General features: G+C 69.8%; 15 protein-coding genes. 8 read left to right on the top strand and 7 right to left on the bottom strand.

Annotation, left to right across the window (positions count from 1 at the left end; translation table 11 throughout):
• The 4 genes from CLV68_RS29235 (at position 1) to CLV68_RS29220 (ending at position 3,950) form a co-directional block, all read left to right on the top strand.
• On the top strand, positions 1 to 510 hold the full coding sequence (locus CLV68_RS29235) for an ATP-binding protein (protein WP_121394233.1): 510 nt from the start codon (positions 1 to 3) through the stop codon (positions 508 to 510).
• Positions 511 to 626: 116 nt separating this feature from the next.
• Entirely contained in the window at positions 627 to 971 is a 345-nt protein-coding gene (locus tag CLV68_RS29230) for an STAS domain-containing protein (RefSeq protein ID WP_170224654.1), read from the top strand.
• Complete coding sequence (locus tag CLV68_RS29225; protein WP_246010168.1) at positions 968 to 3,313, top strand: ATP-binding SpoIIE family protein phosphatase; 2,346 nt, start codon at positions 968 to 970, stop codon at positions 3,311 to 3,313. Before CLV68_RS29230 ends, CLV68_RS29225 begins: the two co-directional genes overlap by 4 nt.
• A gap of 94 nt (positions 3,314 to 3,407) precedes the next feature.
• Positions 3,408 to 3,950 (top strand): DUF6328 family protein, encoded by a 543-nt coding sequence (locus tag CLV68_RS29220; protein ID WP_211346806.1) that lies wholly within the window; start codon positions 3,408 to 3,410, stop codon positions 3,948 to 3,950.
• Here CLV68_RS29220 and CLV68_RS29215 read toward each other — a convergent pair.
• Positions 3,932 to 6,676, bottom strand: coding sequence for an ATP-binding protein (locus tag CLV68_RS29215; RefSeq protein WP_121394231.1), 2,745 nt, complete (start codon positions 6,674 to 6,676; stop codon positions 3,932 to 3,934). The two genes, CLV68_RS29220 and CLV68_RS29215, sit on opposite strands and share 19 nt — an antisense overlap.
• A 233-nt stretch (positions 6,677 to 6,909) precedes the next feature.
• On the opposite strand from CLV68_RS29215, the gene CLV68_RS34330 reads away from it, so the two are divergent.
• The 3 genes from CLV68_RS34330 to CLV68_RS35815 are packed head-to-tail and all read left to right on the top strand — an operon-like array spanning position 6,910 to position 9,526.
• Positions 6,910 to 7,050, top strand: coding sequence for a hypothetical protein (locus CLV68_RS34330; RefSeq protein ID WP_170224653.1), 141 nt, complete (start codon positions 6,910 to 6,912; stop codon positions 7,048 to 7,050).
• 39 nt (positions 7,051 to 7,089) lie between these two features.
• Positions 7,090 to 8,565, top strand: a complete 1,476-nt coding sequence (locus tag CLV68_RS29210) for a serine/threonine-protein kinase (protein ID WP_246010167.1) — start codon at positions 7,090 to 7,092, stop codon at positions 8,563 to 8,565.
• A 25-nt stretch (positions 8,566 to 8,590) separates the two neighbouring features.
• Positions 8,591 to 9,526 carry a sensor histidine kinase gene (locus CLV68_RS35815; RefSeq protein ID WP_147460204.1) on the top strand — a complete coding sequence of 312 codons (936 nt, stop codon included), beginning with the start codon at positions 8,591 to 8,593 and terminating at the stop codon, positions 9,524 to 9,526.
• Between the two features lie 61 nt (positions 9,527 to 9,587).
• Here CLV68_RS35815 and CLV68_RS29200 read toward each other — a convergent pair whose 3' ends face one another.
• Genes CLV68_RS29200 through CLV68_RS29190 form a run of 3 tightly spaced genes read right to left on the bottom strand, consistent with a single transcriptional unit; the run spans position 9,588 to position 12,569 of the window.
• A complete protein-coding gene (locus CLV68_RS29200; protein ID WP_147460203.1) occupies positions 9,588 to 11,411 on the bottom strand; it encodes a sensor histidine kinase in 1,824 nt (607 codons plus the stop codon).
• A 4-nt stretch (positions 11,412 to 11,415) separates the two neighbouring features.
• Positions 11,416 to 12,078 (bottom strand): response regulator transcription factor, encoded by a 663-nt coding sequence (locus CLV68_RS29195; protein ID WP_092774404.1) that lies wholly within the window; start codon positions 12,076 to 12,078, stop codon positions 11,416 to 11,418.
• Positions 12,069 to 12,569, bottom strand: coding sequence for a histidine kinase (locus tag CLV68_RS29190; RefSeq protein WP_121394228.1), 501 nt, complete (start codon positions 12,567 to 12,569; stop codon positions 12,069 to 12,071). Before CLV68_RS29190 ends, CLV68_RS29195 begins: the two co-directional genes overlap by 10 nt.
• A 140-nt stretch (positions 12,570 to 12,709) precedes the next feature.
• On the opposite strand from CLV68_RS29190, the gene CLV68_RS29185 reads away from it, so the two are divergent.
• Positions 12,710 to 14,908: an Hsp70 family protein gene (locus tag CLV68_RS29185; RefSeq protein ID WP_121394227.1), complete on the top strand. Its 2,199-nt coding sequence runs from the start codon at positions 12,710 to 12,712 to the stop codon at positions 14,906 to 14,908.
• Between the two features lie 43 nt (positions 14,909 to 14,951).
• Here the strand turns inward: CLV68_RS29185 and CLV68_RS34325 are convergent, their stop codons facing one another.
• The 3 genes from CLV68_RS34325 to CLV68_RS35810 form a co-directional block, all read right to left on the bottom strand.
• A complete protein-coding gene (locus tag CLV68_RS34325) occupies positions 14,952 to 16,844 on the bottom strand; it encodes a S8 family peptidase (protein ID WP_211346805.1) in 1,893 nt (630 codons plus the stop codon).
• Between the two features lie 171 nt (positions 16,845 to 17,015).
• Positions 17,016 to 20,030, bottom strand: coding sequence for an AAA family ATPase (locus CLV68_RS29175; protein WP_121394226.1), 3,015 nt, complete (start codon positions 20,028 to 20,030; stop codon positions 17,016 to 17,018).
• Positions 20,031 to 20,128: 98 nt separating this feature from the next.
• Positions 20,129 to 23,737: a hypothetical protein gene (locus CLV68_RS35810; protein WP_147460202.1), complete on the bottom strand. Its 3,609-nt coding sequence runs from the start codon at positions 23,735 to 23,737 to the stop codon at positions 20,129 to 20,131.
• Positions 23,738 to 23,747: the final 10 nt, after the last annotated feature.

The following is a 23,747-nucleotide window of genomic DNA, read 5'->3' as shown; positions in this document are numbered from 1 at the left end:
GTGGGGATCGTGCTGGTGACGGGGTGCTCGGGCTCGGGTAAGACGTCCGTCGCGGCCGAGTTGACGCGCCGTGGGCTGGTGGCGGTGGACGCTGACACGACGTTGGCGATGTGGCTCGACCGCGACGGCAGCCCTGTCGAGTTGCCCGACGACACCACCTTCGAATGGCTCTCCGAACACGACTGGTCGTGGGACTTGTCGCTGCTCGACGAACTCGCCACGCGCCCGGGAACGCGGTACGTGTGTGGTAACGCGGGCAACATCGGTAATGCCTGGCCAAGGTTCGACCGGGCCTACCTGCTGGTCATCGACGAGGCCACGATGCTGTCCCGGCTGGACTACCCGCACCGCGACCACGACTTCGGTCGTAGTCCAGGTCAGCGCGCGTGGCTCCAGGACTGGCGCCCGCGCTACCAGGCGGAGGTAGCAGCGTTGGGCGCGATCCCCGTTGACGCTACCCAGGCCCTGATCACGGTGGTCGACCAGATCACCGCGCAAGTCCAGCGATGACGGCGGGCGCGGTTGCGCCTAGGCTGCTCGACGGGGGCGCGAACGCGGTCTTGTGCGGAGTGGCGACGTGCGCGGCTACGATCTGCACCCGGGTGAGCTGGTGGAAGGAGCCTGGCGTGGGTGAACCGGCACCGCTGGCGATCACGGTGGACGAGCGCGCGGCGGCGGTGGTGGTGTCCGTGGTCGGTCAGCTCGACTTCGGCACGACCCCGGAGCTGCTGCGGGTGGCAGCGCCGGTCGTGGACAGCGGGCGGGCCGTGGTGCTCGACCTGGGCAGGTTGTCCTTCTGCGACTCCAGTGGCCTCAGCGCGCTGGTGCGGCTGCACAAGGCGGCCGTGGCCGCCGAGGGGACGCTGACGCTCGCCGCGCTGCGCCCGCAGGTGGGGGCGACGATCACCGCGACCGCGCTGGACCGGTTGTTCAGCATCGTCGACGAGGTGCCGGGGACGGACGGCAGGTGAGCCCGAGCCGGGTGCCGGACACGCGGACCTACGACATCACCCGGTTCGGCCTCTCGGACATGGTCCGCACCGCCGCGGACCTGCGCAGGCTCGCCGAGCTCGCCCCGGACTTCACCTCGGCGGGGTGCGCGGTCGTGACCCGGCTGCGGGAGTGCTTCACCGATCCGGCCGGGTCGGTGCTGCCGGTGGTGCGGCTGCTCACCATCCGCTCCGGCGCGGAGCTGGGTTTGGACGCGGGCGCCAAGTACCTGGTGCTGGAGGCGGGTACCGAGTCGGATGCTCCGCGGGTGCGCACGCTGCCTCCGGTCGAGGAGTTCGAGTCGATGCCGATGATGGCGGCGATGACTCGCGAGTTCGGTCTGACTCCCGAGGACATCCTCAACGGCGGCGGTGACGGCAACGGGTTCGGCGTGTTCCACGTACCGGTGGCCCGCGGCAGCCGCTACATCGACGACCAGGCGTTGGTCACCACGCACGACATCGAGTCGGTGCTCGGGTTCGGCGGGGTGTTGCCAGGTGGGACGCCCTTCGCCGTGGTGCTGTACTCGCGTGTACCGATCCCGGTGAGCACCGCGGAGCAGTTCACGGCGGTCGCCATCGGGCTGCGCGTCGGGTTGCTCGCGCACGGCGCCGAGGTGCCCGCCGAGCGGGACGCGCTGCGCCAGCACCTGACGACCCTGGAGCGGGCTTCTCGCGACCAGGCGAACGCGCTCGAGGAGGCCGTGGACCAGCTCCGCGCGACGGCGGACCTCGTGGACACTCTGCAGGTCGTGGGGCGGCGCCTGACCGCGCAGCTGGATCTGGACGCGTTGGTGCAGGACGCCACCGACGCGGCGACGAAGGCCACGGGCGCGGAGTTCGGCGCGTTCTTCTACAACCTCGTGGACTCCTACGGCGAGTCTTACACGCTGTTCACGCTCTCGGGTGTGCCGAGGGCGGCGTTCGAGAAGTTCCCCATGCCGCGCAACACCAAGGTGTTCGCGCAGACGTTCAACGGCGTGGGCACCATGCGGTCCCCTGACATCACCGCCGACCCGCGCTACGGGCACAACCCGCCGTACCACGGGATGCCGGAAGGCCATCTGCCCGTGTGCAGCTACCTCGCGGTACCGGTGATCTCACCGTCGTCCGGTGAGGTGTTGGGCGGCTTCTTCTTCGGGCACTCCGAACCCGACCAGTTCACCGCGCGGCACGAGCAGCTGGCGGAGGGCATCGCCGGTTATAGCGCGATCGCCTTGGACAACGCGCGTCTGTTCTCCCGGCAGCGGTCCATGGCCACCGAGTTGGCGCGCAGCATGCTGCCGAAGATCCCCGCCACACCGGGTCTACGCGTCCTCTCGCGCTACCTTCCCGCAGCGACAGGCGCGGAGGTGGGCGGCGACTGGTTCGACGTGATCTCGTTGCCGGTAGGGCGAACGGCGTTCGTTATCGGCGATGTCGCCGGACGCGGTGTGTCAGCGGCGGCGGTCATGGGCCAGATCCGGACGGCGGTGCGGTCGTACGCGCTGCTGGACCTGCCGCCGTCGGAGGTGCTGCGCAACAGTTCCGAGTTGGCGATGGCGACGCCGGACGCGGACTTCATCACGTGCCTCTATGCGGTGCACGATCCCGCCGACGGCACGCTTACCTTCTCCAGCGCGGGTCATCCGCCCGCGGTGTACGTATCGCCGGAGGGTGTGTCGTCGCTGATCGGGCAGACGTTGGGCATGCCGCTCGGCGTTGGCACCAACTTCGCACAGCGGCAGATCGAGTTCCCTGTGGGTGCCCGGCTTGTGCTCTACACCGATGGCTTGGTGGAGACCAGGAACGGTTACCTGAACGAGGGAATCGACGCGCTCGCTGAGGCTGTGCGCGAGATGCCCGCCGACGGCGAGGAACTGGACGCGCTGATCACGCGTATGACAGCGGGCGCCCACGCGGACGACGTCGCGCTGCTGTACGTGCGGAACGAGGGCAACAACCGCCGGGTCAGCACGCTCGTGCTCGACACGTTGCCGGACGCCGCCGCGCGAGCGCGGTCCTTCACCACCGAGCACCTGGAGATGTGGGGGCTGGCGGCGTTGACCGACCGCGCCGTCACCATCACCAGCGAGTTGGTCACCAACGCGATCAAGCACACCGGTTCCCCCGCCGTCCTGCGCCTGCACGTGGACGCGCGCGGTCTGGGCATCGATGTCAGCGACCACGGCTACACCCAGCCGCGCACGCTTCCCGCCGCGCTCGACGACGAGCATCACCGCGGCCTCCACATCGTCGAGTCCTTCGCGACCCGTTGGGGCACACGCGCGACCTACGACGGGAAGTTGGTGTGGGCTGAGATAGCCCTACCGCGACGCTGCTAGCTCCTCGCCTTCCCATGTCCGTCAGTCAACGGATGTCTCGTTCGACGCGGGACGACATGCTCATACCAGGACAAACCAACCCTGGAGACGAGCGATGACCGTCGAAACACCGCACCAACGCCTCACACGCAACTACGGTGAGATGCTGCAAGAGATCCGCGTCGCGCAGACCGGGGTGCAGTTCCTCTTGGCCTTCCTGCTCGCGTTGGCGTTCACGCCGCGCTTCCCCGAGATCACCGAGTTCCAGCGCACCGTCTACGTTGTCGCTCTCCTGTTCGGGGCGGCGGCGACTGCCTTGCTGATCGCCCCCGCCCCGTTCCACCGCCTGGTGTTCCGCCGCAGGCTCAAGAGCCACCTGGTGACCGCGACGGGGTGGTTCACCTTGTGCGGACTGGGTTTCCTCGTGCTCTCCCTCGGCGCGTCGATGCTGCTGATCCTGGACGTGGTGCTGGGCACCCGGCAGGCGGTGTGGCTGACGATGGGCACGGTGACGTGGTTCCTGGTGTGGTGGTTCGTCGTGCCGATGGTGAGCAGGCGGCACGGGCGGCGCCACCCGAGCCAATCGCAATCGGGCCAGTCACCGACGGGCCGAGCACAGACGGGCCACCCGGACGCGGGTCACCCCGACGCGCGGTAGTGGGCGGCGGCCTCCCTGGCGATCTCGGTCCGGGAGGCCATGCCCAGTTTCGCGAGGATGTGCGAGACATGTGTGGCCACGGTTCGCCGGGAGAGCACCAAGCGGTCGGCGATGGCCGGGTTGGACAGTCCCTGTGCGACGAGTGCGGCCACTCTTGCCTCGGCCGGTGTCAGGCTGCTCCACCCGGTGCGCTCGACGCGGTGGCGCACTCTCGGTCCGCGACGGATGCCATGCGCGTGCAGCGCGGATCGCATACCTGCGGCGTCCCAGGCCGCGCCAAGTGTCTCGTAGAGGTCGTCAGCGGCGGTGAATGCGGCCCGAGCTGACACAGAGTCCCCCGCCTCGGCCCAGGCGATCGCAGCGGCGTGCAACGCTCGCCCACGCGCGAACGGCCGCCCGGCTGCGAGGTAGTGCTCACCGGCGCGAGTCAGCGCTGCCGGGTCACGGTCGATGAGTCCTCGACACAGTGCTGCCGCTCCGAGGCGATGCGATACCGGATCGTCGACCTTCTCCGCCAGCCCAGCCGTGTACTCGGCCGCAGTGAGATCACCGAGAAGTAGTGCAAGGCGCACTGTCTCGGGCAGGAGATCTTCCATCTCCTCAAGCTCTTGTGCTGACTCCGAGAGACATCCCAGCAGCCCTGCCAGAGCGCGGTCGGGCTGACCACGCCTCTCACGGTCGAGTGCCTTGGCCAGCGCCAACGACCCGATCACCCGGTTACCGATGCCCTTGGCCGGTTCGGCTGCCGCCGCGAGGTGGGCGACACCCGCGTCAGGGTCGCCGCGGTGGAACGCGATCAGCGCGGCGATGCCGTGGTCGCAGCACGCCACACCTGGGTCCTTGACGTCGTCGGGTAGCGCGGTCACCTCGGTCAGCGCGTCGTCCCACCGGCCCACGTCGAACAACAGCTCGCCGAGCGCGCTGTGCGACTGCGCGAGCCGGATCAGCCCGCCTGCCTCTTCGGCGAGCGTGCGGACCGCTGTGGCGGCGGCGATGGCCTCGGGGTAGCGGTCCACGTCGCCGAGCGCGACCGCCTGGTTGATCTGCAGCAAGAGCCTGAGGTCGAGCAGGGCGGGGTGGGCGTCGGTGACCGCGAGCGCCCGGTCGAACAGGGGAAGCGCCGCGGCGACGTCCCCGCGCATGATGGACACGACAGTGAGCACGTGCAGCGCCCATCCGATGGTCCAACGATCGTCCTCGGCAGCCGCCAACGCGCGAGCGGCGACCACACCGGCCAGTTCGACTTCCCCGAGATCGCGGTGCGCACGGGCGGTCAGCACCAACAATCGGGCGCGGTGTCGATCGGGCAAGTCAGTGCTGGCGGCGGCGAGCGCTGCAAGAGACTCACGCGAGCGACCAGTCAGTGCTCGGCACTGCGCAAGCGTCCAGTGGAGGTCGACGATGAGGTCCGGGTCCGTCGTTACCGCTAACGCGCGGTTGGCGACTTCCTCGGCGCCGCTGGCGTCACCCATGCGGTAGCGGGCGTCAGCCAGCCTGGCGGCGAGAGGCCCACCATCGCCACGGACCGCCCGGTCGAGTAGTCGCACCGCCATCGACGGTGACTGGGCGATCAACGCGGGCGCGGCTTCGACAAGCCAGGCCGTCGACCACGCGTCGAGACGAGCCGTGCCTGACAGATCTACCGCGCGCAGGTACTGCCGCGCGATGCGTCGGATCGGGGCACCAGAACCAGCCAGAGCAACAGCGGCGTCACGATGGAGGACGGCTCTAACCGCAACTGGTAAGTCGTCGTGGATCGCGGATCGGATCAATGGGTGGCGGAAGGCGAGTCTGTCGGCCGATTCGCGCAAGACACCGGCCGCGCGTGCTTCCTCCAACGCATCGATCACCTCAGTGACGCGCTCTCCGAGGACAGCGGCAACATCGGCAGGATCGAACTCGACGCCGAGTAGTGCTGCTGCGCCGAGTACCGCTCGAACACGCTCGGGCAGGAAATCCAACCGGTGGGCGATAGCGGCACCCAGTGAACCTGGGGCGAGATCTGCGGTTAGTTCTACCTCGCCCGCTTGTGCCGTGATGGCGCCGGATCGGCGGAGAGCTTCAACGAGTTCGGTCAAGTACAACGGGTTCCCCGCGGCCCCATCGGCCAACGCGAGCAGGCGGGTTCCGGGGGCGCCGCCCGCGAGGTCGCCGACGAGCGTGGTGACGGCATCGTCGTCGAGTCTGTCGAGTGGGACGACACCGGAGCCCGCGGCGCGCCTGATGGCGAGCAACTCCGTACCGCGCGGTGCCAGGCGGGTCATTCCGAGAACCAGTAGCGGTAGGTCGCGCGCGAGCCTGGCCAGGCGGCACCAGAGGGCGGCGGTGGCGCGATCCGCCCACTGGAGGTCGTCGATGACCAGCACGGTCGGTGTGACGGCGCACAGGTCGGTGATGATGGCCTGGAGTTGGCGGGACGCGGCGGCGACAGGGTCCGACGCGCCGGTCTCACCGCGCAGCAGCCGGTCAGCCGAAGCGAGCCTGGGATCGTCACCGCGCAGGGCGTCCAGCACCGGCAAGAGCGGCAGGTCTTGGCCGAGCTCGTCGCCGTAGCCCCACTTGATGATGTAGCCGAGTGACTCGGCTCGGTTCGTGGCCGCGCGCACCAACGTCGTCTTGCCGATCCCCGGCTCGCCCTCGACCAGCAGTGCCCGCCCCCGTCCGGCGCGCACGGCGTCGACGGCGGCGTCGAGGCGACGTCGCTGCCGGACGTGGCCAACGGACATCAGGCCAGGCTAGAAGGTGAACGAAAGGTAAACAATCGTCGGTGGACACGTCGAACCCAATGGCCTAGCAGCCCCTTACTCACCGTGGTCGCCTGGGGTTACGCGCGCATTCACCGGTCGTTGGCGCCTGCGTGGCACCACCGTGGCATGGCGTTGCGACCATCGGTGCGCTCCACACCGTGCACAGCCCGTCCGGGCCGCACCGGCCGGACGGCCGACCGACGGAGAACCCCATGCGCGCCAAGCGTTCCCTTCTCGCCGCCCTCCTCGCCGCCGCGACACTCGTCGTCGGGGCGATCATCGCAGCCCCCGCGTCCGCGGGCACCGACCCCGGTATGACGCACAACTCCACGCCGGGGATGACGCACAACTAGCCCGTTTCACGCCTCGCCCACGCGGGTAAACACCTCTGAGTGACTGAGCGACTGGTTTCCGGGCGCTACCGTCTGGTCGAGCCACTGGGCAGCGGCGGCATGGGCGAGGTGTGGCGGGCCTACGACGAACGACTCCACCGGACGGTGGCGGTCAAGCGCATGCGGGTCCCGGCGGGACCCGAGGCGGAGCGCGTGACGCGGCTGGCGATGCGGGAGGGCCGGATCGCGGCCAGGCTGCAGCACCCTGGCGCCATCACCGTGTACGACGTGATCGATGACGACGGCAATCCCTGCCTGGTCATGGAGTACCTGCCGTCGACGAGCCTGTCTGCCGCGTTGGCGTCCACGGGGCCACTGTCCCCGGAGGAAGCCGCGCGCGTGGGTTTCGCTATCGCGGCCGCTTTAGCCGCCGCGCACGAGGCCGGGATCGTGCACCGGGATGTCAAGCCGGGCAACGTGTTACTGGGCGAGGACGAGCGCGTCAAGATCACCGATTTCGGGATCTCCCGCCTGGCCGCTGATTCAGCTGTTACCGCGACCGCGACGGTCAAGGGCACACCGGCCTATCTGGCTCCGGAAGTCGCGCGTGGTGACGTGGCCACCTTCGCATCGGACGTGTTCTCGCTCGGCGCGACGCTCTATGCCGCTGTCGAGGGCGCGCCGCCGTTCGGGCGGGATGACAATCCCATCGCCTTGCTCTACCGAGTCGCGACAGGCGTGTTCGAACTGCCTACCCACGCGGGCGCTTTGACACCGCTGCTGATGCGCATGCTGGATATGGACCCCACGGCGCGTCCGACGATGGCCGAGGTCCGTGACGCACTTGATGCCGTCGAGCACGACCCCATCGCGTTCGTGCCCACGCAGCAGTTGGCACCAGTCGAGGCAGTACAAGCCAAGGTCGAAGCAGTACAAGCCAAGACGGTGTTGGTCGAACCGCCGGTTCAGGTTGAGGCGCGGCGGCGTCGGAAGTCCGCGCTGGTTGTTCTGGTCGCGCTCGCGGTGCTGGCAGGTGGGACTGTCGCCGCTCTGGCCCTGCTCGACGACCAGGCGTCTGGAGTCGCGGCACCGACCCCTCCCCCGACGTCCACCCAAGCTCCTCCGCAGCCCACAGCGCAGCCGACGACGGTTCAGCCCACGACGGCCGAGCCGACCACGACGGTCCCTCCTGCGGTGAACCCGGTAGCACCGACACCGGGCGACCCGGCGACAGCGCTCACGGACTACTACGGCCTGATGCCCGCCGGCCTCGACAAGGGGTGGGAGCGGCTGACCGAGAAGTTCCAGCGCTACCCCGCGGGCGGGTACGGGGGCTATCAGAGCTTCTGGGGCTCGGTTCGCGAAGTGCGGATCTCGGATGTGTCGTCCGTCGGCGAGAACACCCTGAAGGCGACCATCGACTACCGGTTCGCCGATGGCCGGTCCGTGCGGGAGGTGCACCGTTACGTGCTGGTTAACGCCGGGGGTCAGTGGAAGATCGACCAGTCGACGGTGCTGAGCAGCCGCCCCGTCTGACGTTCCGTGCGGGTACCGTGACAGGGTGGCGCGGCGTGATCACGGTGACCCGGCGGCAGATGCCGTCCTAGCCGCCGTCGCCACCGTTGTCGGCGAGCGAGACCCACGCCCGGAGGCGGTCGCGGAAGCGGTGGGCATCGCTTTGGGGGCCGATGGGTGCGAACTACGACTGGACGGTGTCCGCTACGCGTGGGGCGCGGGCGGTGCCGGGTTCCGCGCGGCGATCTCCCCTGGCGCTGACTTGCGCGTTCGACCTACCCGCAGCCGGTTGAGCTCAGTGGCCGCCGTGTTGGCTCCGGTGATCGACCTGATCCGGCTCACCCGCGAGGTCGACGGACTGCGCCGCCGCGGCCACGCCGCGACCGCGGACCTGGCCGACGGCCGCTGGCGCGCCGCCGCCGAGATGGACACCGAGCGCCGCCGCGTCGAACGCGACCTGCACGACGGCACCCAGCACCACCTGGTGGCCCTCCGGATGGCCGTCGCGGTCGCCGAGCACGACCCGAGGCTCCTCCCGACCCTGTCCCCCCGCCTGGACGCCGCCCAGGAGAGCCTGGTGCGCACGGCGGCGGGAATCCTGCCCCCGGCCCTCGCCAAGGGCCTGGTGGCCGCCCTGGGCGCCGAACTGGCCCCGCACACCGACGTCCGCCTCGACGTCTCGGCGGACCTGCCCCGCTACCCGGCCCCCGTCGAGACAGCCGTCTACTTCGTCTGCCTGGAAGCGGTCAACAACGCCCACAAACACGCCGTCGGCGCCGCCATCGACGTCCGCCTCCACCCCGCCCCCGACGGCCTCCACTTCTCCGTCCGCGACAACGGCCCCGGCTTCGAGGTAGCCCGAACCGGCACGGGCAACGGCCTGGTGAACCTCACAACCCGCCTCACCGACATCGGCGGCACAGTCCGAGTGGACTCGGGCCTGGGCAACGGCACGACCATCGCGGGCTTCATCCCGACCTAGGCCACTCTCGATGAGACGCAGGCAGGCAACTCGACTTCCTTGCTGCGTCGGGGTGCAGCGACTAGGAGCGAAGCAGCGAGAGACCTTCGCAGGTTCGGACCAGGACCAGGCAGGCGTCGCGGTGGTGGGGGCTGGTGGCGGGGTTGCTTGCGCGGGTGCGCCAGATGGCGGTGGCGGTGGTGGCGGTGTGGTGGATCTCGTCCAAGGGGGCTGTGGCGGGGAGTCCTAGGCGGATGTGGGGAGCGCGGCCGTTGGCGCCTAGGAGGCGTTCGGCGTCGGTGGGGAGGGTGAGGATGCCTGACTCCAGCTCGTTGAGCAGTGCGAGCTCGGCGAGCTCGTGTGCGTCGGCCTCGATGCGGTCCAAGAGGCGAGCCAAGGGTTCTGGGCGGGGTGCTCTGCGCGCGGCGGCTAGGACTGAGCGGGCGGTGATGAGGTCGGCTCGTTCTATGACGCGGCGGCGTAAGAGGCTGGCTAGGTCTTCGGTGCCGACGATGATGTCGACCTTGTCGCGGAAGGTGCGGAGGAATACGGGGTCTGGTCGCGAGAGGACGACGACGTCGTAGCCGGACACCGCGGTCGGGAGCGCGGGCACGTCGACCAAGGTCATGTGGCGCAGGATGTCCGCGGGCCACCGGATCACGAGGCGGTCGGCGTCGGCGGGGCGGGTGATGCCCGCGACGGAGACCGGGGTGGTCACCGGTGGCAGACCCGGTCGGTGGAAGGTGACGTCGCGGGTGCGGCCGTGGACGTACCAGGTGATGGCGTCGTCCGCGGCGAAGGCGTACCCGGTGAGGAGTTCGACCGCGCCGGAGGAGTCCACCAACGCGACCGTAGGCGGCTGATCGAGGCGGTCGGCGATCTCGGCCCATCCCGCCACGGACTCCCGTACGGCCGTAGTCACCAGGTCGCGCACTCGGGCCAAGAGGGTCCCCTCGGCGTAGGCAGGCGCAACGACGGCCGTCCCGTCCAGACGCTCTGGCAGCCAGATCCGGACGAGAGCCCGCCCGTTGGCCACCCAGGTATCCAGCACACCACCGAAAGCCGCCAACCGGTCCGCGTCGTCTTTCAGTGCCCCGCGCAGTTCCGCCGCAGTAAGCCGGGGGGTGCTATCCGTGAAGGTCAGCGTCAACGCACCGTTCGCACGCGACAGTGCCACCCCGACAGGTTCGCGCGAGGTCCCCTCGGCCAGCAGCGACATCACAGCGGCGGCAGCGTGGTAGACCCCGGACTCGACCTCCCACCCCACCCGGCGCCCCAGGTCGCCGGCGAAGCGGACTGGGCGAGGTAGGTCAGCGGCCAACTCTTCAAGCGCGGCAAGCGGTCCACGCTCAGGCAGCATCGCCGGGTGCACGCCACGCACCACGGTCCGGAAACGGTCGATCACCTCGTCGAGCGCGGTGCGGAAAGACGTCAACGCGCGCGCGGTATCGCTACCTGCGTTGTCCAGATCTGCCAGTAAAGACCGCAGATCAGTGAACTCACGGGTCGTGACCGAGGTCAGTGCCCCCGCGATCCGTCGACGCTCCAGGTCACGTACCTCGGCAAGCCTCTCCCGTGCGGCGCGCGCGTCAGCCTCTAGTACCTGGACCCGCTCGGTGAGCCGTTCTCGTTCCGCGCGGAGCCGTTCGTCGGCAGCCAGCAGAGCGATCCTGTGCGCTGTTCGGCGTAACCGCTCCTGGTCGCCCGGACCTGCCTCAGATAGGGCTACCGCTCCCCCACTTGGGACACGCTCCACAACGCCCGGGATCGCCTCTACGCGTTCTGCGGGCGCGGCGGAACCTGGCCAGGAGGCGACAACAGTCAGCCCATCGCCGTCCGGGGCGTAGTAGGCGGCGGCGTGGCCGGTCGACTCGGCCAAGTCGCGGATCAGCGCCTCGAAACCCACGCCACTACCCGTCGATCCGCCTGGCTCGCAGGTACGCCAGCACGGCGAGGACCCTGCGGTGGTGGACACTGGGGTCGCCGGGCAGGTCGAGCTTGGTGAAGATGGCCGCGATGTGCTTCTCCACGGCTTTCGCGGAGATGAACAGTTCCCCGGCGATGGCGTTGTTGGTGCGCCCCTCCGCCATGAGCCGCAGCACGTCGTGCTCGCGTTCGCTGAGCGCGCCGACCGGTCCCGCGCCGCCCGCGGGCCGCTCCACCAGCCGCTTGGCCAGCGACGGTTCGATCACGATCTCGCCGTCGGCGAGCCGGGTGAGGGTGTCGTCGAGGACCTGGACACCCGCGACCTTCTCCTTGAGCCGGTACCCGACGCCCTCGGTGCCGATCTCCAGCACCCGCATCAGGTAGTGCGTCTCGGCGTAGTGCGACAGCAGGAGCAGGCCGGTCTCGGGCCGCAGCGCCCTGACCCGTTCGGCGGTGGCCAGGCCGCCGTCGGGCTCCGGCGGCATGCGGATGTCGAGGATCGCGACGTCGACCGGGTCGGTAGCCACGAGGGCGACCAGCTTGTCGCCGTCCGGGACCGATCCGACGACCTCGTGGCCCGCGGCGCGCAGCAGCATGACCAGGCCCTCGCGGAACAGGGCGCCGTCGTCGGCGATGGCTACCCGCACTTGCGCTCCTCGGTGACGTCGACCCACACCGAGCCGAGTCCCCGGCGTACTCGCACGTCAACGTGGGTGTCGCGGGGCACGGACCGCAGGTGGTCGGCGACAGCGAGGCAGGCGGCGGCCGCGGTAGCCCTATCGACCGGGTCGCTGTGCACGGCGAGCGCCACCCCGTGCTGTTCCGCCACCGCGTGCAGCGCTGGTTCGAATCCGTCGCTGGACAGCACAGGCGGATAGAGAGCGCCGCCGATCTCACGCAGTTCGGCGAGCACCGCGGCGAGCGAGCCCTGCAGTTCGTCTATGCGTCCGTTGAGCGTGGGATTGTCGGGGAGGTCCACGGACAACAACCCTAGCTCCACCGACAGTGCCGCGACCCGCTGCGCGGGGCCGTCGTTGAGGTCACGTTCCAGTCCCCGACGCAGCGCGCAGGTGGTCGGGTCCACCGGGCGCAACCGCACCGTGCGGACCCGCCGCCACCAGCGCGTGATCGGGTTCATCGGACCATGGTGCGGTCGGCGTGTCAGTTCGGGCAACAGGGGTTGCCCTCTAGCCGGGTAGGGATATCCCTACCCGAACGCGCGAGGATAGAGTCAACTACCGGAGCAGGGCTGTCGCCCGCGCGGACTGGGAGAACTCCATGGGCCACGGCCTCGGCATCGACCTCGGCACCACTTTCACCGGAGCCGCCATAGTCGGTCCGACTGGTCGTGGTGTCTCGGCCGGAGGCCCCCATCACGCCGCCGGAGGCCCCAATCGCACGGCCGGAGGCCCCAGTACAACGACAATGGTGCCATTGGGGCGCGACGGAGTCGTTGAGCCATCGGCTGTTTACGCGTCGGTTGACGGGACATTGCTGACAGGTGACGCGGCGATGGACGCGGCGCGGGTCGAGCCACATCGGTTGGTGCGCGGGTTCAAGCGCAGGTTAGGTGACCCGACGCCGCTGGTGGTGGGCGGTGCTCCTTACTCCCCCGCAGCGCTCTTAGCCGCGCAACTGAAGTCCGTTGTCGCTCGCATGACGGCCACCATTGGCACCGCGCCGGAGTCGATAGTGCTGACTTGCCCGGCGGTGTGGGGGCCCTACCGGCGCGAACACTTCGACGAGGTCCCGCGACTGGCAGGGTTATCCGGCGCGATCATGGTCACCGAGCCCGAGGCGGCGGCCACGCACTACGCGGCGGAGCGCAGGCTGGGGGTCGGCGAGCTAGTCGCGGTGTACGACCTCGGCGGTGGGACTTTCGACACGACGATCCTGCGGGCGCGCGAGGACGGCATGGAGATCGTCGGCACGCCGGAGGGCATCGAACGCCTGGGCGGCATGGACTTCGACGAGGCGCTGTTCGCCCATGTGGACGCCCAGGTCGGTGGGGTGCTCGCCGACCTGGACCCGGCGGACCCCGAGGCGGCGGCCGTGTTGGCGGCGACGAGGGCGGCCTGTGTGCGGGCCAAGGAGGAGCTCTCGATCGAGCCGGACGTGACGGTGCGGGTGCCGTTGCGGTCAGGTCTGCGCGAGGTCGTGGTGACCCGCCTGGCGTTCAACGAGATGATCCGCCCGTCGGTGGAGCTGACAGTGGAGGCATTGCACCGCACGATCTCGTCGGCGGGCCTCACGCCGCGGGATCTCGCGGCGGTGTTGTTGGCGGGCGGGTCGTCCCGTATCCCGTTGGTGGACCAGGTGGTGTCTGCCGCGTTCGGTCGGCCGGTGCGCACCGGCCTGCACCCGAAGTTCACTGTTGCCCTAGGGGCCGCCGCGATCGCGGCGCGACGGGTAGCACCAACGCCGACGTTCATCCCGTCACCGGTCCCGCGACCGAAGGTGAATCGACGGAAGGTCCTCGTCCCAGCGGCGGCCGTTGTCGCTGCCGTGCTCGTCGGTGGCGGCATCACTGTCTTCGCGAGCAATACCAACGAGTCTTCGTCGTCAGCACTGCCTGAGGCGATCATCGGCGCGAGTACGGGCACTCCAACCGTCTCGGGAACCATCAACGGTGTCGGTCGGCGCCCACGTGGGGTGGCCGTGTCGGGGTCGAAGGTCTATGTACCGAGCAGCGTGTCCAACACGGTGTCGGTGATCGACCGCGCCTCGCAGAAGGTCATCAAGGCGATCCCCGTGTCAGCGCCACCGCAGTACGTGGCGGTCAACGGGAACAAGGCGTTCGTGACGCTTCTTAATCCCAGCAACGCTGTTGCGGTCATCGACATCGCGCGGGATGAGGTGGTCACGACCGTTCCAGCGGGGAAGGGTCTGTTCGTCCCGGACGTGACCGCGGACGGCAAGAGGCTGCTGATCCCCGATCAGGACACCGCCCAGATCCTGGAACTGGAGTCCGAGGGAACCGTGGCGACGCCGTTCGCGAAGGCGCCGACCGGTTCGCGTGGGCTGGTCGTGGACCGGAACCGGGTGTACGTGGTCAGTGTGGAGCTCAGCCAGGTCACCATCCTCGACCTGGAGAGCCATCGGCTGCTCGGGTCGGTGCGAGTGGGCAAGAGCAGCATCGGTCTCGCGGTGTCGCCGGACGGTAAGACCCTCTATACAGCAAATTTCGACGAGAACACCGTGTCGGTAGTGGACACGGACTCGCAGAAGGTCACCGACACCATCGACGTGGGCGAGCGTCCGATGGCGATAGCGGTAGCTCCTGACGGCAAGCATGTCTACGTCGCGAACAACGGGTCGGGGACCGTGTCGGTCCTCGAATCCGGCAGCAACAGGGTGACGGCGACCGTCAAGGTGGGGCGTGAGCCGTGGTTCCTGGCCGTGTCCCCTGACGGCGGAGAGACCTACGTGACCAACACCCTCAGCGACTCGGTCACCATCCTGAAGACCGGGGTCTAGGCCGCGAAGAGGGTGGCACGGGGTCCGCGCCACCCTCTTGCAGCTAGGACGCGATCAAGCTGACGTCGTCGAAGACGAACGCGGTACCGGCCGCGAAGTCCTCCATTCCGTCGAAGGACAGCACGATGGGCTGCCCGGAGTAGGCGCCGACGGGGAAGGTCTTCAGTGCGAAGGTGCCCGCGTCGACGTTGCTGTAAGTGGCCAGGACCGTGTTACCGGCCCAGACAGTCACAGTGTCGTAAAGGACCGGGTCGGTCTCCTCTGTCACGATCTTCAGGTAGAACGACAGTGTCGAGTGGACACAACCGGCGGGGACGACGACGGCTTGGTTGAGCATGTTGTCGGAGTCGACGCCGTGGCCGTTCAGGGCGGCGGCCCTGGTCCCGGTGCGGGGCGCGTTGGCCCCGCTCCAGACGCCGATGGTCTGCGTGTCACCGGACCACGACGCCCGCCCCGACTCGAACCCGCCGTTGAGGATCTTCTGCCCCGGGCTGGAGCAGGCGCCCGCCGCGGGGGTCACATTGATCGGGAACGCGGTGGGGCGCGCCCGGTTCGCGGCATCGGTGGTGGTCACGGTGACGTTGTAGGTCGAGGCCGTGGTGGGCGTGCCCGAGATGACACCGGTGTTGAGGTTGATGGTCAGGCCGGGGGGCAGCGTCGTGGCAGTCCACTTGTACGGGGCACTGCCACCGGTGGCGGTTAGCGTCTGCGAGTACGCGGTCCCCACGCGCGCAGCTCGGAAGCCGGGGTTCACTACAACGGGGTAGCCCGGCCGGTTCCCGGTGTTCGTGGCCAGGAGCCGATTGGGTGTACCGACGCGGGCAGCCGTAACGCGGTTGGCACTCGCGTCGAGTAAGAGGGCTTCGGCTGCTCTTGCCGGGGTCAACGTCGGTTCGGCGGCCAGGAGCAGCGCGACCGCGCCAGTCACATGCGGCGCGGCCATCGATGTGCCGTCGAGGATCTCGGTGGCCGTGTCGCTGGCGTTCCACGTAGAGGTGATGCTCTCACCGGGGGCATAGATGTCGACACAGGGGCCGTAGTTCGAGAAGTCGGCCGAGCGGTCGTTGATGGTGGTCGCGGCGACCGTGATGGCCTCTGGCGTGCGGGCCGGGGTGTGGTTGCACGCGTCCTCGGTGTCGTTGCCCGCCGAGATGGAGTAGACGACGCCGTCCTTGATGGAGTTGCGGACGGCGTCCTCCCATGCCTGATTGGTCCCGCCAGCGCCAAGGCTGACGTTGGCGACCGCGGGGCCGGTGGTGTGATGCGCGGTCACCCAGTCCAAGCCCGCGATGAAGGACGCGCTGGTGCCTTCCCCGTCGCAGTTGAGCACCTTGACCGCGATCAGCTTGATGGCCTTGGCGACGCCGTGCGTGCTACCGCCGATCGTTCCCGCTACGTGCGTGCCGTGACCGTCGCAGTCGGTGTTGTTGCCGTCCCCGAGGGTGTTCGTTCCCCATGTCGCTCGACCACCGAAGTCCTGGTGCGTGGTGCGGATTCCGGAGTCGATGACGTAAGCGGTGACGTTGGACGCGGTGTTGGTCGGGTAGTTGTAGGTGTTGTCACCCGGCCGATCGCGTTGGTCGATGCGGTCCAGGCCCCATGGCGGGTTGTCCTGCGCTCCGTCGGCCTTGACCTTGAGGTCTTGGCTCACGTAGGCCACGGCCGGGTCGGCAGCGATCTTGCGCGCGGTGTCGGCGGTGAACCGACCGGCGAACCCGTTGAGCGCGTGCCGGTAGGTGTGCGTCAATTGTGCGCCGTAGCGGGATGCCACGGTCGCCGCGGTGGTGGAGGCCGCTGACCTCGCTCCCGGCGCCTCCTTGAACACGACGATGTAGCTGCCGTCGATGACGCTGGATTCCTTTGTGGGTGGCTTCGCCGGACGGTTGGACGCGCTCGACGCGGTGGGCACCAGCACAGACAGGCTCGCGATGAGCACTACCACAAGCGATAACCGTCTACGCCTCTTTTGCTCGTACAAGTAGATTCCTCCCCCTTACGCCGCAGCACAACGGCCGCGGTCCGGACAAGGCTCACATCCCTTGTCCGGCCGCACAACCCGCCGATCGGGCAGGCCAATCCGGCGTAGTGGGTACCTACTCGCGGATACCTACCCCTGACCCGGCGGCTTGCCGTTAGCGCTAGGAGCGGGGATGTCGTCAGGAAGCAACACACACAGGTCACTGATGGTCGGCGAGGAGATTCCGCGCATTCGGCGGGCGTGCCGGGTGACCGCCTCGTCGAGGACCTGGCGGGCATATCGTCCGTTGCCGAACGACTGGTCCCTGCGGATCGCCAGGAAGTGGCTGCGCAGCGCGGTGACCGTGGCGGCGGTGCATTCGTAGCCGACCTTGGTGGCGTGCTGGCTGACGATGGTGACCAGTTCGTCGGCGGTGTAGTTCGCGAACTCGACGTGGTGGGAGAACCGGGACTGGAGACCGGGGTTGGCCGCTAGAAAGCCTTCCATCTCGTTGGCGTAACCGGCGGCGATGACGACAACCTCGTCGCGGTGGTCCTCCATCAGCTTGACGAGCGTGTCGATCGCCTCACGACCGAAGTCCTGCCCGCCACCGGGGCGGCTCGACAGGGTGTACGCCTCGTCTATGAAGAGAAGTCCCCCGCGCGCGCGGTCGAAGGACTCGGTGGTGCGCTTGGCGGTGTGACCGATGTACTCGCCCACGAGGTCTGCCCGGCTTACCTCGATCACCTGGCCCTGTGCGAGAACCCCCATGGCAGCAAGGATCGAGCCGTACAAACGCGCGACGGTTGTCTTACCGGTTCCGGGTGGTCCCGCGAAGATGAGGTGCCTGCTGAGTGACGGCACGGGCAGGTTGGCTTCGCGTCGTTGGCGCGCCGAGTCGAGCAGGTCGACCATGCTGCTCACTTCGCGCTTGACGTCGTCGAGTCCGACTAGACCACGCAAGTCCGAGAGAAGCCTGTCGACTTGCTCTTGGTCTATCCGACCCGCGCCTGCGCCGATTCCGCTACCTGGCAACGGTCCCAGGTCTTCGGGGAGGAGTCGGGTCAAGGCGACGGCGGGCGCGTGCTCGTCTTCAGCGAGCCGGTATGCCTGTCTGCCGACCATCTCCTCGAATACCTTGCGCGCCGTGCGACCGTTGCCGAACGTGGCGTCGCGCGGGAGCTTGGTGAAGTAGGCGTGCACGGCCGCGCGGGTCTCGAACTCCAGCCGGTAGTCGTGCGCCCGGCAGAGTCCCTCCACGATGGTCACCAGTTCGGGCGCCGTGTAGTCGGTGAACTCGATGGTGCGGGTGAACCGCGACGCCAGGCCGGGGTTGGCGGCCATGAAGGTGCGCATGTCGTTGGTGTAACCGGCGACGATGACCACGACATCGTCGCGGTGGTCCTCCATGAGCTTCACCAACGTGTCGATGGCTTCTCGGCCGAAGTCGGGGCCGTTGCCGCCGGACCCGGCGGAGAGCGCGTAAGCCTCGTCGATGAACAGGACGCCGCCTAGAGCCTCGTCGAACTTCTCGGCGGTCTTGAGCGCGGTACCACCAACGACCGCTGCGACGAGGTCGGCGCGGGCGACCTCTACGAGCTGCCCGGTGCGCAGCACTCCTAGCGCGGTGAGGATCCGGCCATACAACCTGGCGATGGTGGTCTTACCCGTGCCGGGAGAGCCCGCGAAGACAAGGTGCCGGCCGAGGGGCGGTGAGGGCAGCCCGGCCGCTGCTCGGCGTTCGGCCATCTGGTGAAGCCGGACCAGCGTCTCCACCTCACGCTTGACCCCGTCGAGTCCTACGAGGTTGGTGAGCTGGTCGAGCAAGGTGGTGAGGTCGCTGGAGGTTTCGACCTTCGGCGGCGAAGTCTCTTGTGGTGTCTCGACCTGGGCGAGACCCGCGTCGTCGCGCAAGTCCTTACCCCGGTTCCGCTCGATACGGCAACCACGCAGGTCCACCGGTTCGCTCGAACGAAGCACTACGCCGTCGCCGAGGTTCTGTTCGACGACTACGCCACCGAGTTCTCCGGTGGCAGCGCCTTCCCAGAGCGCGCCGGTGCCGCATTCCCTGATAGCGCCACCGTCGATCCTTACCCGTGCCGAACCGCGCGCGATGACAGCGGTGCCCTTGGCGCGTTCGATCTTGGGCTCGGTGATGGTGACTGTCGCGTTCTCCTCCGCGATGACCGCCGACCCGGTGCCACCTGTCACGGTGAACTTGGTGAGGTTCAGGAAGCCCGTGCCACCGACTAGGACGACATCGTGGCCGGAGTCGGTGAAGACGCAGTCAGTCAGGTCTGCGCGGGAGGAATCGAGGACGTGCAGACCGTGACCGCGCGCACCTCGGACCTCGGTGCGCTCGATCGTCGCGGTTCCCCCTTGCACCAACACGATCGCTTGGGCCTGAGCGTTGACGATAGTGCTGTCGAGCAGGGTCGGTGACGAACCGGCTCCTACGAGGAACGCCACACCTTCCACTTCGGACAATGTTGTGCTGTCCACGTGCAGGGTGCTGTTCTCCTCGACGACGATGCCGGGGCCGTTGATGCGTTCGATCCGGCAGTTCTTGACCGTGCCACCACCGTTGTCAGCGGCGAGGAACGCTCCCCCGGACTCGGCGATGTCGCAGTCGACCAGCCGCGGGGCTCCCCCGGAGCGGGCGACCACGGCGGTGGTGGCGATGCCGGTGAACGTCGACGCGCGGACCTCCGCGCCGCCGCCGTCGAACACGAGCAGGCCCGCGCCGCCCGGGTTGGTCACGCGGCAGTCCCGCGCGTGCAGCTCGGCGCCGCCCCGCACCGCGATCGCCACGGCCGACTCCGCTGCGATCGTGCACTCGTCCATTCGCAACGAACCGGCGGTGAGGTCAACGGCGGCCTCGCCATCGCGATGGGCGAGCACGATCCCGGAGACCGTCGCACGTTCGGCGGCCAGGTGCACCGCCGGTCCGCCGACAGCCTCGACGCGCACCTCGCCCGCCGAACCCGCGCCGGAGAGGGTGATCTCCCGCTCGATGACGACCGACTCGCGGTAGGTGCCCGGTCGCACCGCGATGACGTCCCCGTCGACCGCGGCGGCGATGGCGTCGTTGATGGTGCGGAAGCAGTCGGCGTCGGTGGCCGACACGCTGAGCACGGACCGCACGGTGGTCAGCCTGCCTGCCATCGCGGAGCCTCCTCGGGGTCGGTCCCGGTCAGGAAGTCGATCAGCTGCTGGTGGGTGTCGACGTCCGGCTCGGGGTCGGTGGGCATCGCGGTCTCCGGTCAGGCGGCGGGGAGCGCGCCGAACCAGCGCGCCGTGTGGGGGTGGTGGGGCACGTCGACAGCGGCCCGCGCGGCGGCGGCCGCCCGGAGGTTGCTCAATGCGCGTTCGGTAGAAGCACCTTCCTCGGCCAAGAGCAGACGGTTGCCCTCTACGCCCAAGACACGCAACGCGGTGTGGGTAGGGATCACCACGTCGTTACGCCTGTCAGCGTCGAGGAGTCCCTCTAGGCGGCGGGCGGTGGTGGTCCAGATCAGCAACTCGGTGTCACCTGGGACAGACGCGCCTACCGAGGACACGGCGAGCATGGGTCCCTCTAGGCGTAGGAGAGCGCCTTCGGCGTGGTTGGCCTGGTGGGCACCGGTAACCACAACGCCGCGCATCGTGGGCAACCTTCGTAGTCCCGCGGTGAGGCAGGTGTGGAAGGCGGTGTCGTAAGCGCCGGGGGCTTCCGCGAAGACCCGGACCACGGCCAGCTCGGTGAGGAGCGTGGCCTGGTCACCGGATGCGCGCAGACCTGGCCGTTCGGCTAGGAGCTGGACCACGGCCCTGGTGGCGGAGTCATAGAGGGTCCCCAACGAGGCCCTCACCGCGCGGCGCTGGGCTTCATCACTGCGCGCGTCAGCGGGGACGGCGGGGTCGGTGTGCGCTTTGGAGACTAGAGCGGGGAGCGCGTTCGCGGCGGGCGGGGCGGTGATCGCGGCCGGGAGTGGGAGGGCGGAGGACGTGGGGGCAACGGAGGGCAGCCGGGGAGCACTGGCCTGCGCGGTCAACGACGCGATCGCACCGGGTGCGGTGGGCAGCGGGGCGGCTTCGTTGGCTGGGGCCGGCAGCGGCGGCAGGGCCTGGCCGGCGGGCTGCGCGATGGTGGCTCGCTGCGGCGAGGCTTCGACAGACGGCAAGACCTGGTTGGCCTGCGGAGCGGCGGCGGACGGCATCGCCTGCGCGGCGGCGGGAATCGCTGGTGCGGCGGTGGGAATCGCTGGTGCGGCGGTGGCGGCCGGGTTCGTGAGGTCGGCGGCCATCGAGGGGGCCATCGCACCAAGCGGCGGGGCGGTGGGTGGCACGGCTGCTGCCAAGGGAGCGGATGTGGGCAGTGGCGCCGGGGACGCGGTGGGTGGCACAGCTGCTGCCGAGGAAGCGGATGTGGGCAGTGGCGCCGGGGACGCGGTGGGTGGCACGGCTGCTGCCGAGGGAGCGGATGTGGGCAGTGGCGGCGGGGACGCGGTGGGCGAGGTCGTGTTTGCCGTTGGTGGCAGGGGCTCGGCAGCGGATGTCGGGGTGGGGATGTCGCTCGTGGTGGCCTTCGGCGGCGCGGCGGCCGTGGTCGAGGCGGCGATGAGGGGCAGCGCGGCGGCGGGGCGTGGGGCTGCGGTTGCTGCCGAAGGGGCCAGGTTGGTGGGGAGTGCGGCTGGGCGCGGGGTGGCGGGCAGCGGGCCTGCGGCGGGGAGCGAGGGCGCGGGGGTGGATGCGTGGGCCGGGATCGGGGCTTCGTCGGTCTGCCGCGACGAGGTGGCGAGGGGCAGCAGCGGACCGGCAAGTGAGTCACTGGAGGCCACGACCGTCACGGGCGACACGGGCTCAGCGGTGGCTACCGCGCGGGGCGGGGTATCTGCCGTGGGCGAGGCGGCAACGGGCGGAAGACCACCAGCGGGCGAACCGGCGGGCACGGCGGAGACGGCCGGGGTGTCTACCTCCGGCGGCGTGACCGAGGGCAGCGATGGACCACCAGCGGGCAGACCGACCACCGTCGCGGCGGACACCGCACGGGGTGAGAGGTCCAAAGCGGCCGGGGTGTCTGCCTGCGGCGGTGTGATCGAGGGCAGCGAAAGACCACCAGCGGGCGAACCGACCACTGTCCCAGCGGACACCGCACCGGGCGAGAGATCCACCGCGGCCGGGGTGTCCGCCTGCGGCGGCGTCACCGAGGACAGCGAAGGACCACCAGCGTGCGGACCGACCGCCGTCCCAGCGGACACCGCACCGGGCGAGAGGCCCACCGCGGGCGAGATGGCTGCCTGCGGCGGTGTGATCGAGCTACCGGCGGGCGGGCTGGGCGGCGTGGCCGCCGGGCGAGGTGGGGCGTCCGCTGCGGGCGGGGTCGTGGGCGGCGCGGAGGTCGGTGTGGGGGCACCAGACTCCGGGGTGGCGGCCATCGCGCGGGGGGCGGCAGCCAGCGGGGGAAGTGAGGCGTCCGCCGCGGGTGAGGGCGGCGCGGCGGTCGGTGTGGGGGCACCGGGCCCTGGGGTGGCGGCTGTTGCGCGGGGGGAAGTGGGTGCGGCGGGCAGGGGGGTGGGTGCGGCAGTGGCTGTGGCGGTGGCGGGGTGGTCTTCGGGGAGGTTGAGGGATTCGGGGGTGAGGAGGCTGGTTCCGGCGGTCACCCGGGGCAGGGGGATGGACCAGTTGTCGAGGGTGAGGCGTTGGGTGTGGTCCTCCGGCCACGGGGTGGGGGGGGGGGGGGGGGTGCCCACGAGGTGGGAGGCCAGGGATCGGGCGGCGAGGGTGGCGCCCGGGGTGGCGGGGAGGATGCGGAGGGTGGACTTGGTGGTCGCCGGGAGGTTGTCGAGGACCTCGGTGAGGGCGGCGATGACGTCCGGGGGGATGTCGGGGCCGCAGGCGAGCAGCAGGTCCGGGGTGGGGGCGGTGGGGGTGTGGATGGCCGGGTCGACCGGGAGGGTGTCGGGGCGGGCGAGGAGACCTCGGGCCAGGACGTCGAGGGACCAGCCGGGGGTGAGGCGGTAGCGGGCGGGGGCGAACATGGCCAGCGACGGCAGCGGGGCGGTCCAGCGGTCGAGGACCGGGGCGCAGCCGGGGCGGTAGACGCTCTCGATGGCGAAGGGGTACCAGGCGAAGTGGCCGTCGGGGTCGAGGTGGACGAGGCCGTGTTCGCTGGGCAGGCCGTGCAGGGCGCGGACGGCGGCGCCGCGCTCCCGGGCGACGGCCTGGGCGATGTCGGTGCCGTAGCAGGCCAGGACGACCCGGCCGCGCACGTCGACGGGGAAGGCGTCCAGCACCTCGACGACGTCGGCGGCCGACGGAGCCGGTTCCCCCGGCGCACCGACGACTACGGTCGGTCGCTCCGGGTCGGGTTGTATCCACCGCAACGGGTCATCTTCACGCGAAGGGCCGCCGCCTGCGCGCACCCAGAGTCCCAGCGGGATCTCCTCGTGGCCGGACGGTAGGTAGCCCTGCCACCACGGTTCGGGGAATCGGTGCCCCATCGGGCGACGGTCGGAGCCCGCGCCGTGCGCGACCCAGCCGAGTCCGGTGGCGAAGGTGTGCCCGCCGGTCAACGTGTAGAGGTCGCCATCAGGGGCGATGACCTCGACGCCGAGCCGGTCGGCGAGGCGCCTGGCCAGGGAGACCTCGCCCGCGGCCATGGTCGAGGAGTGCGCGGCGAGCAGTCGGACACCGGTGTCGACCTGGTCGTCGAGGTCGGCGACGAGCCACGGGTCCAGCCGGGCCAGCGCGGGCCAGGCCGACGCGCCGACGACGACCGAGGTGCGGTGCCGTTCCTCCGGCAACGCCGCCGCGATGGCCGCCGCCTGCTCGTCGGCACCTGGTTCGCGCAGCACCAGCGCGTGCCCCGCCCGCTCCACCGTGATCGCCACGATGTCCTCC

This window comes from Actinokineospora cianjurensis, from assembly GCF_003663795.1.
GTDB lineage: Bacteria > Actinomycetota > Actinomycetes > Mycobacteriales > Pseudonocardiaceae > Actinokineospora > Actinokineospora terrae.
The sequence above is the reverse complement of the archived record's forward strand: the minus strand, read 5'-3'. Positions and strand labels throughout refer to the sequence as shown.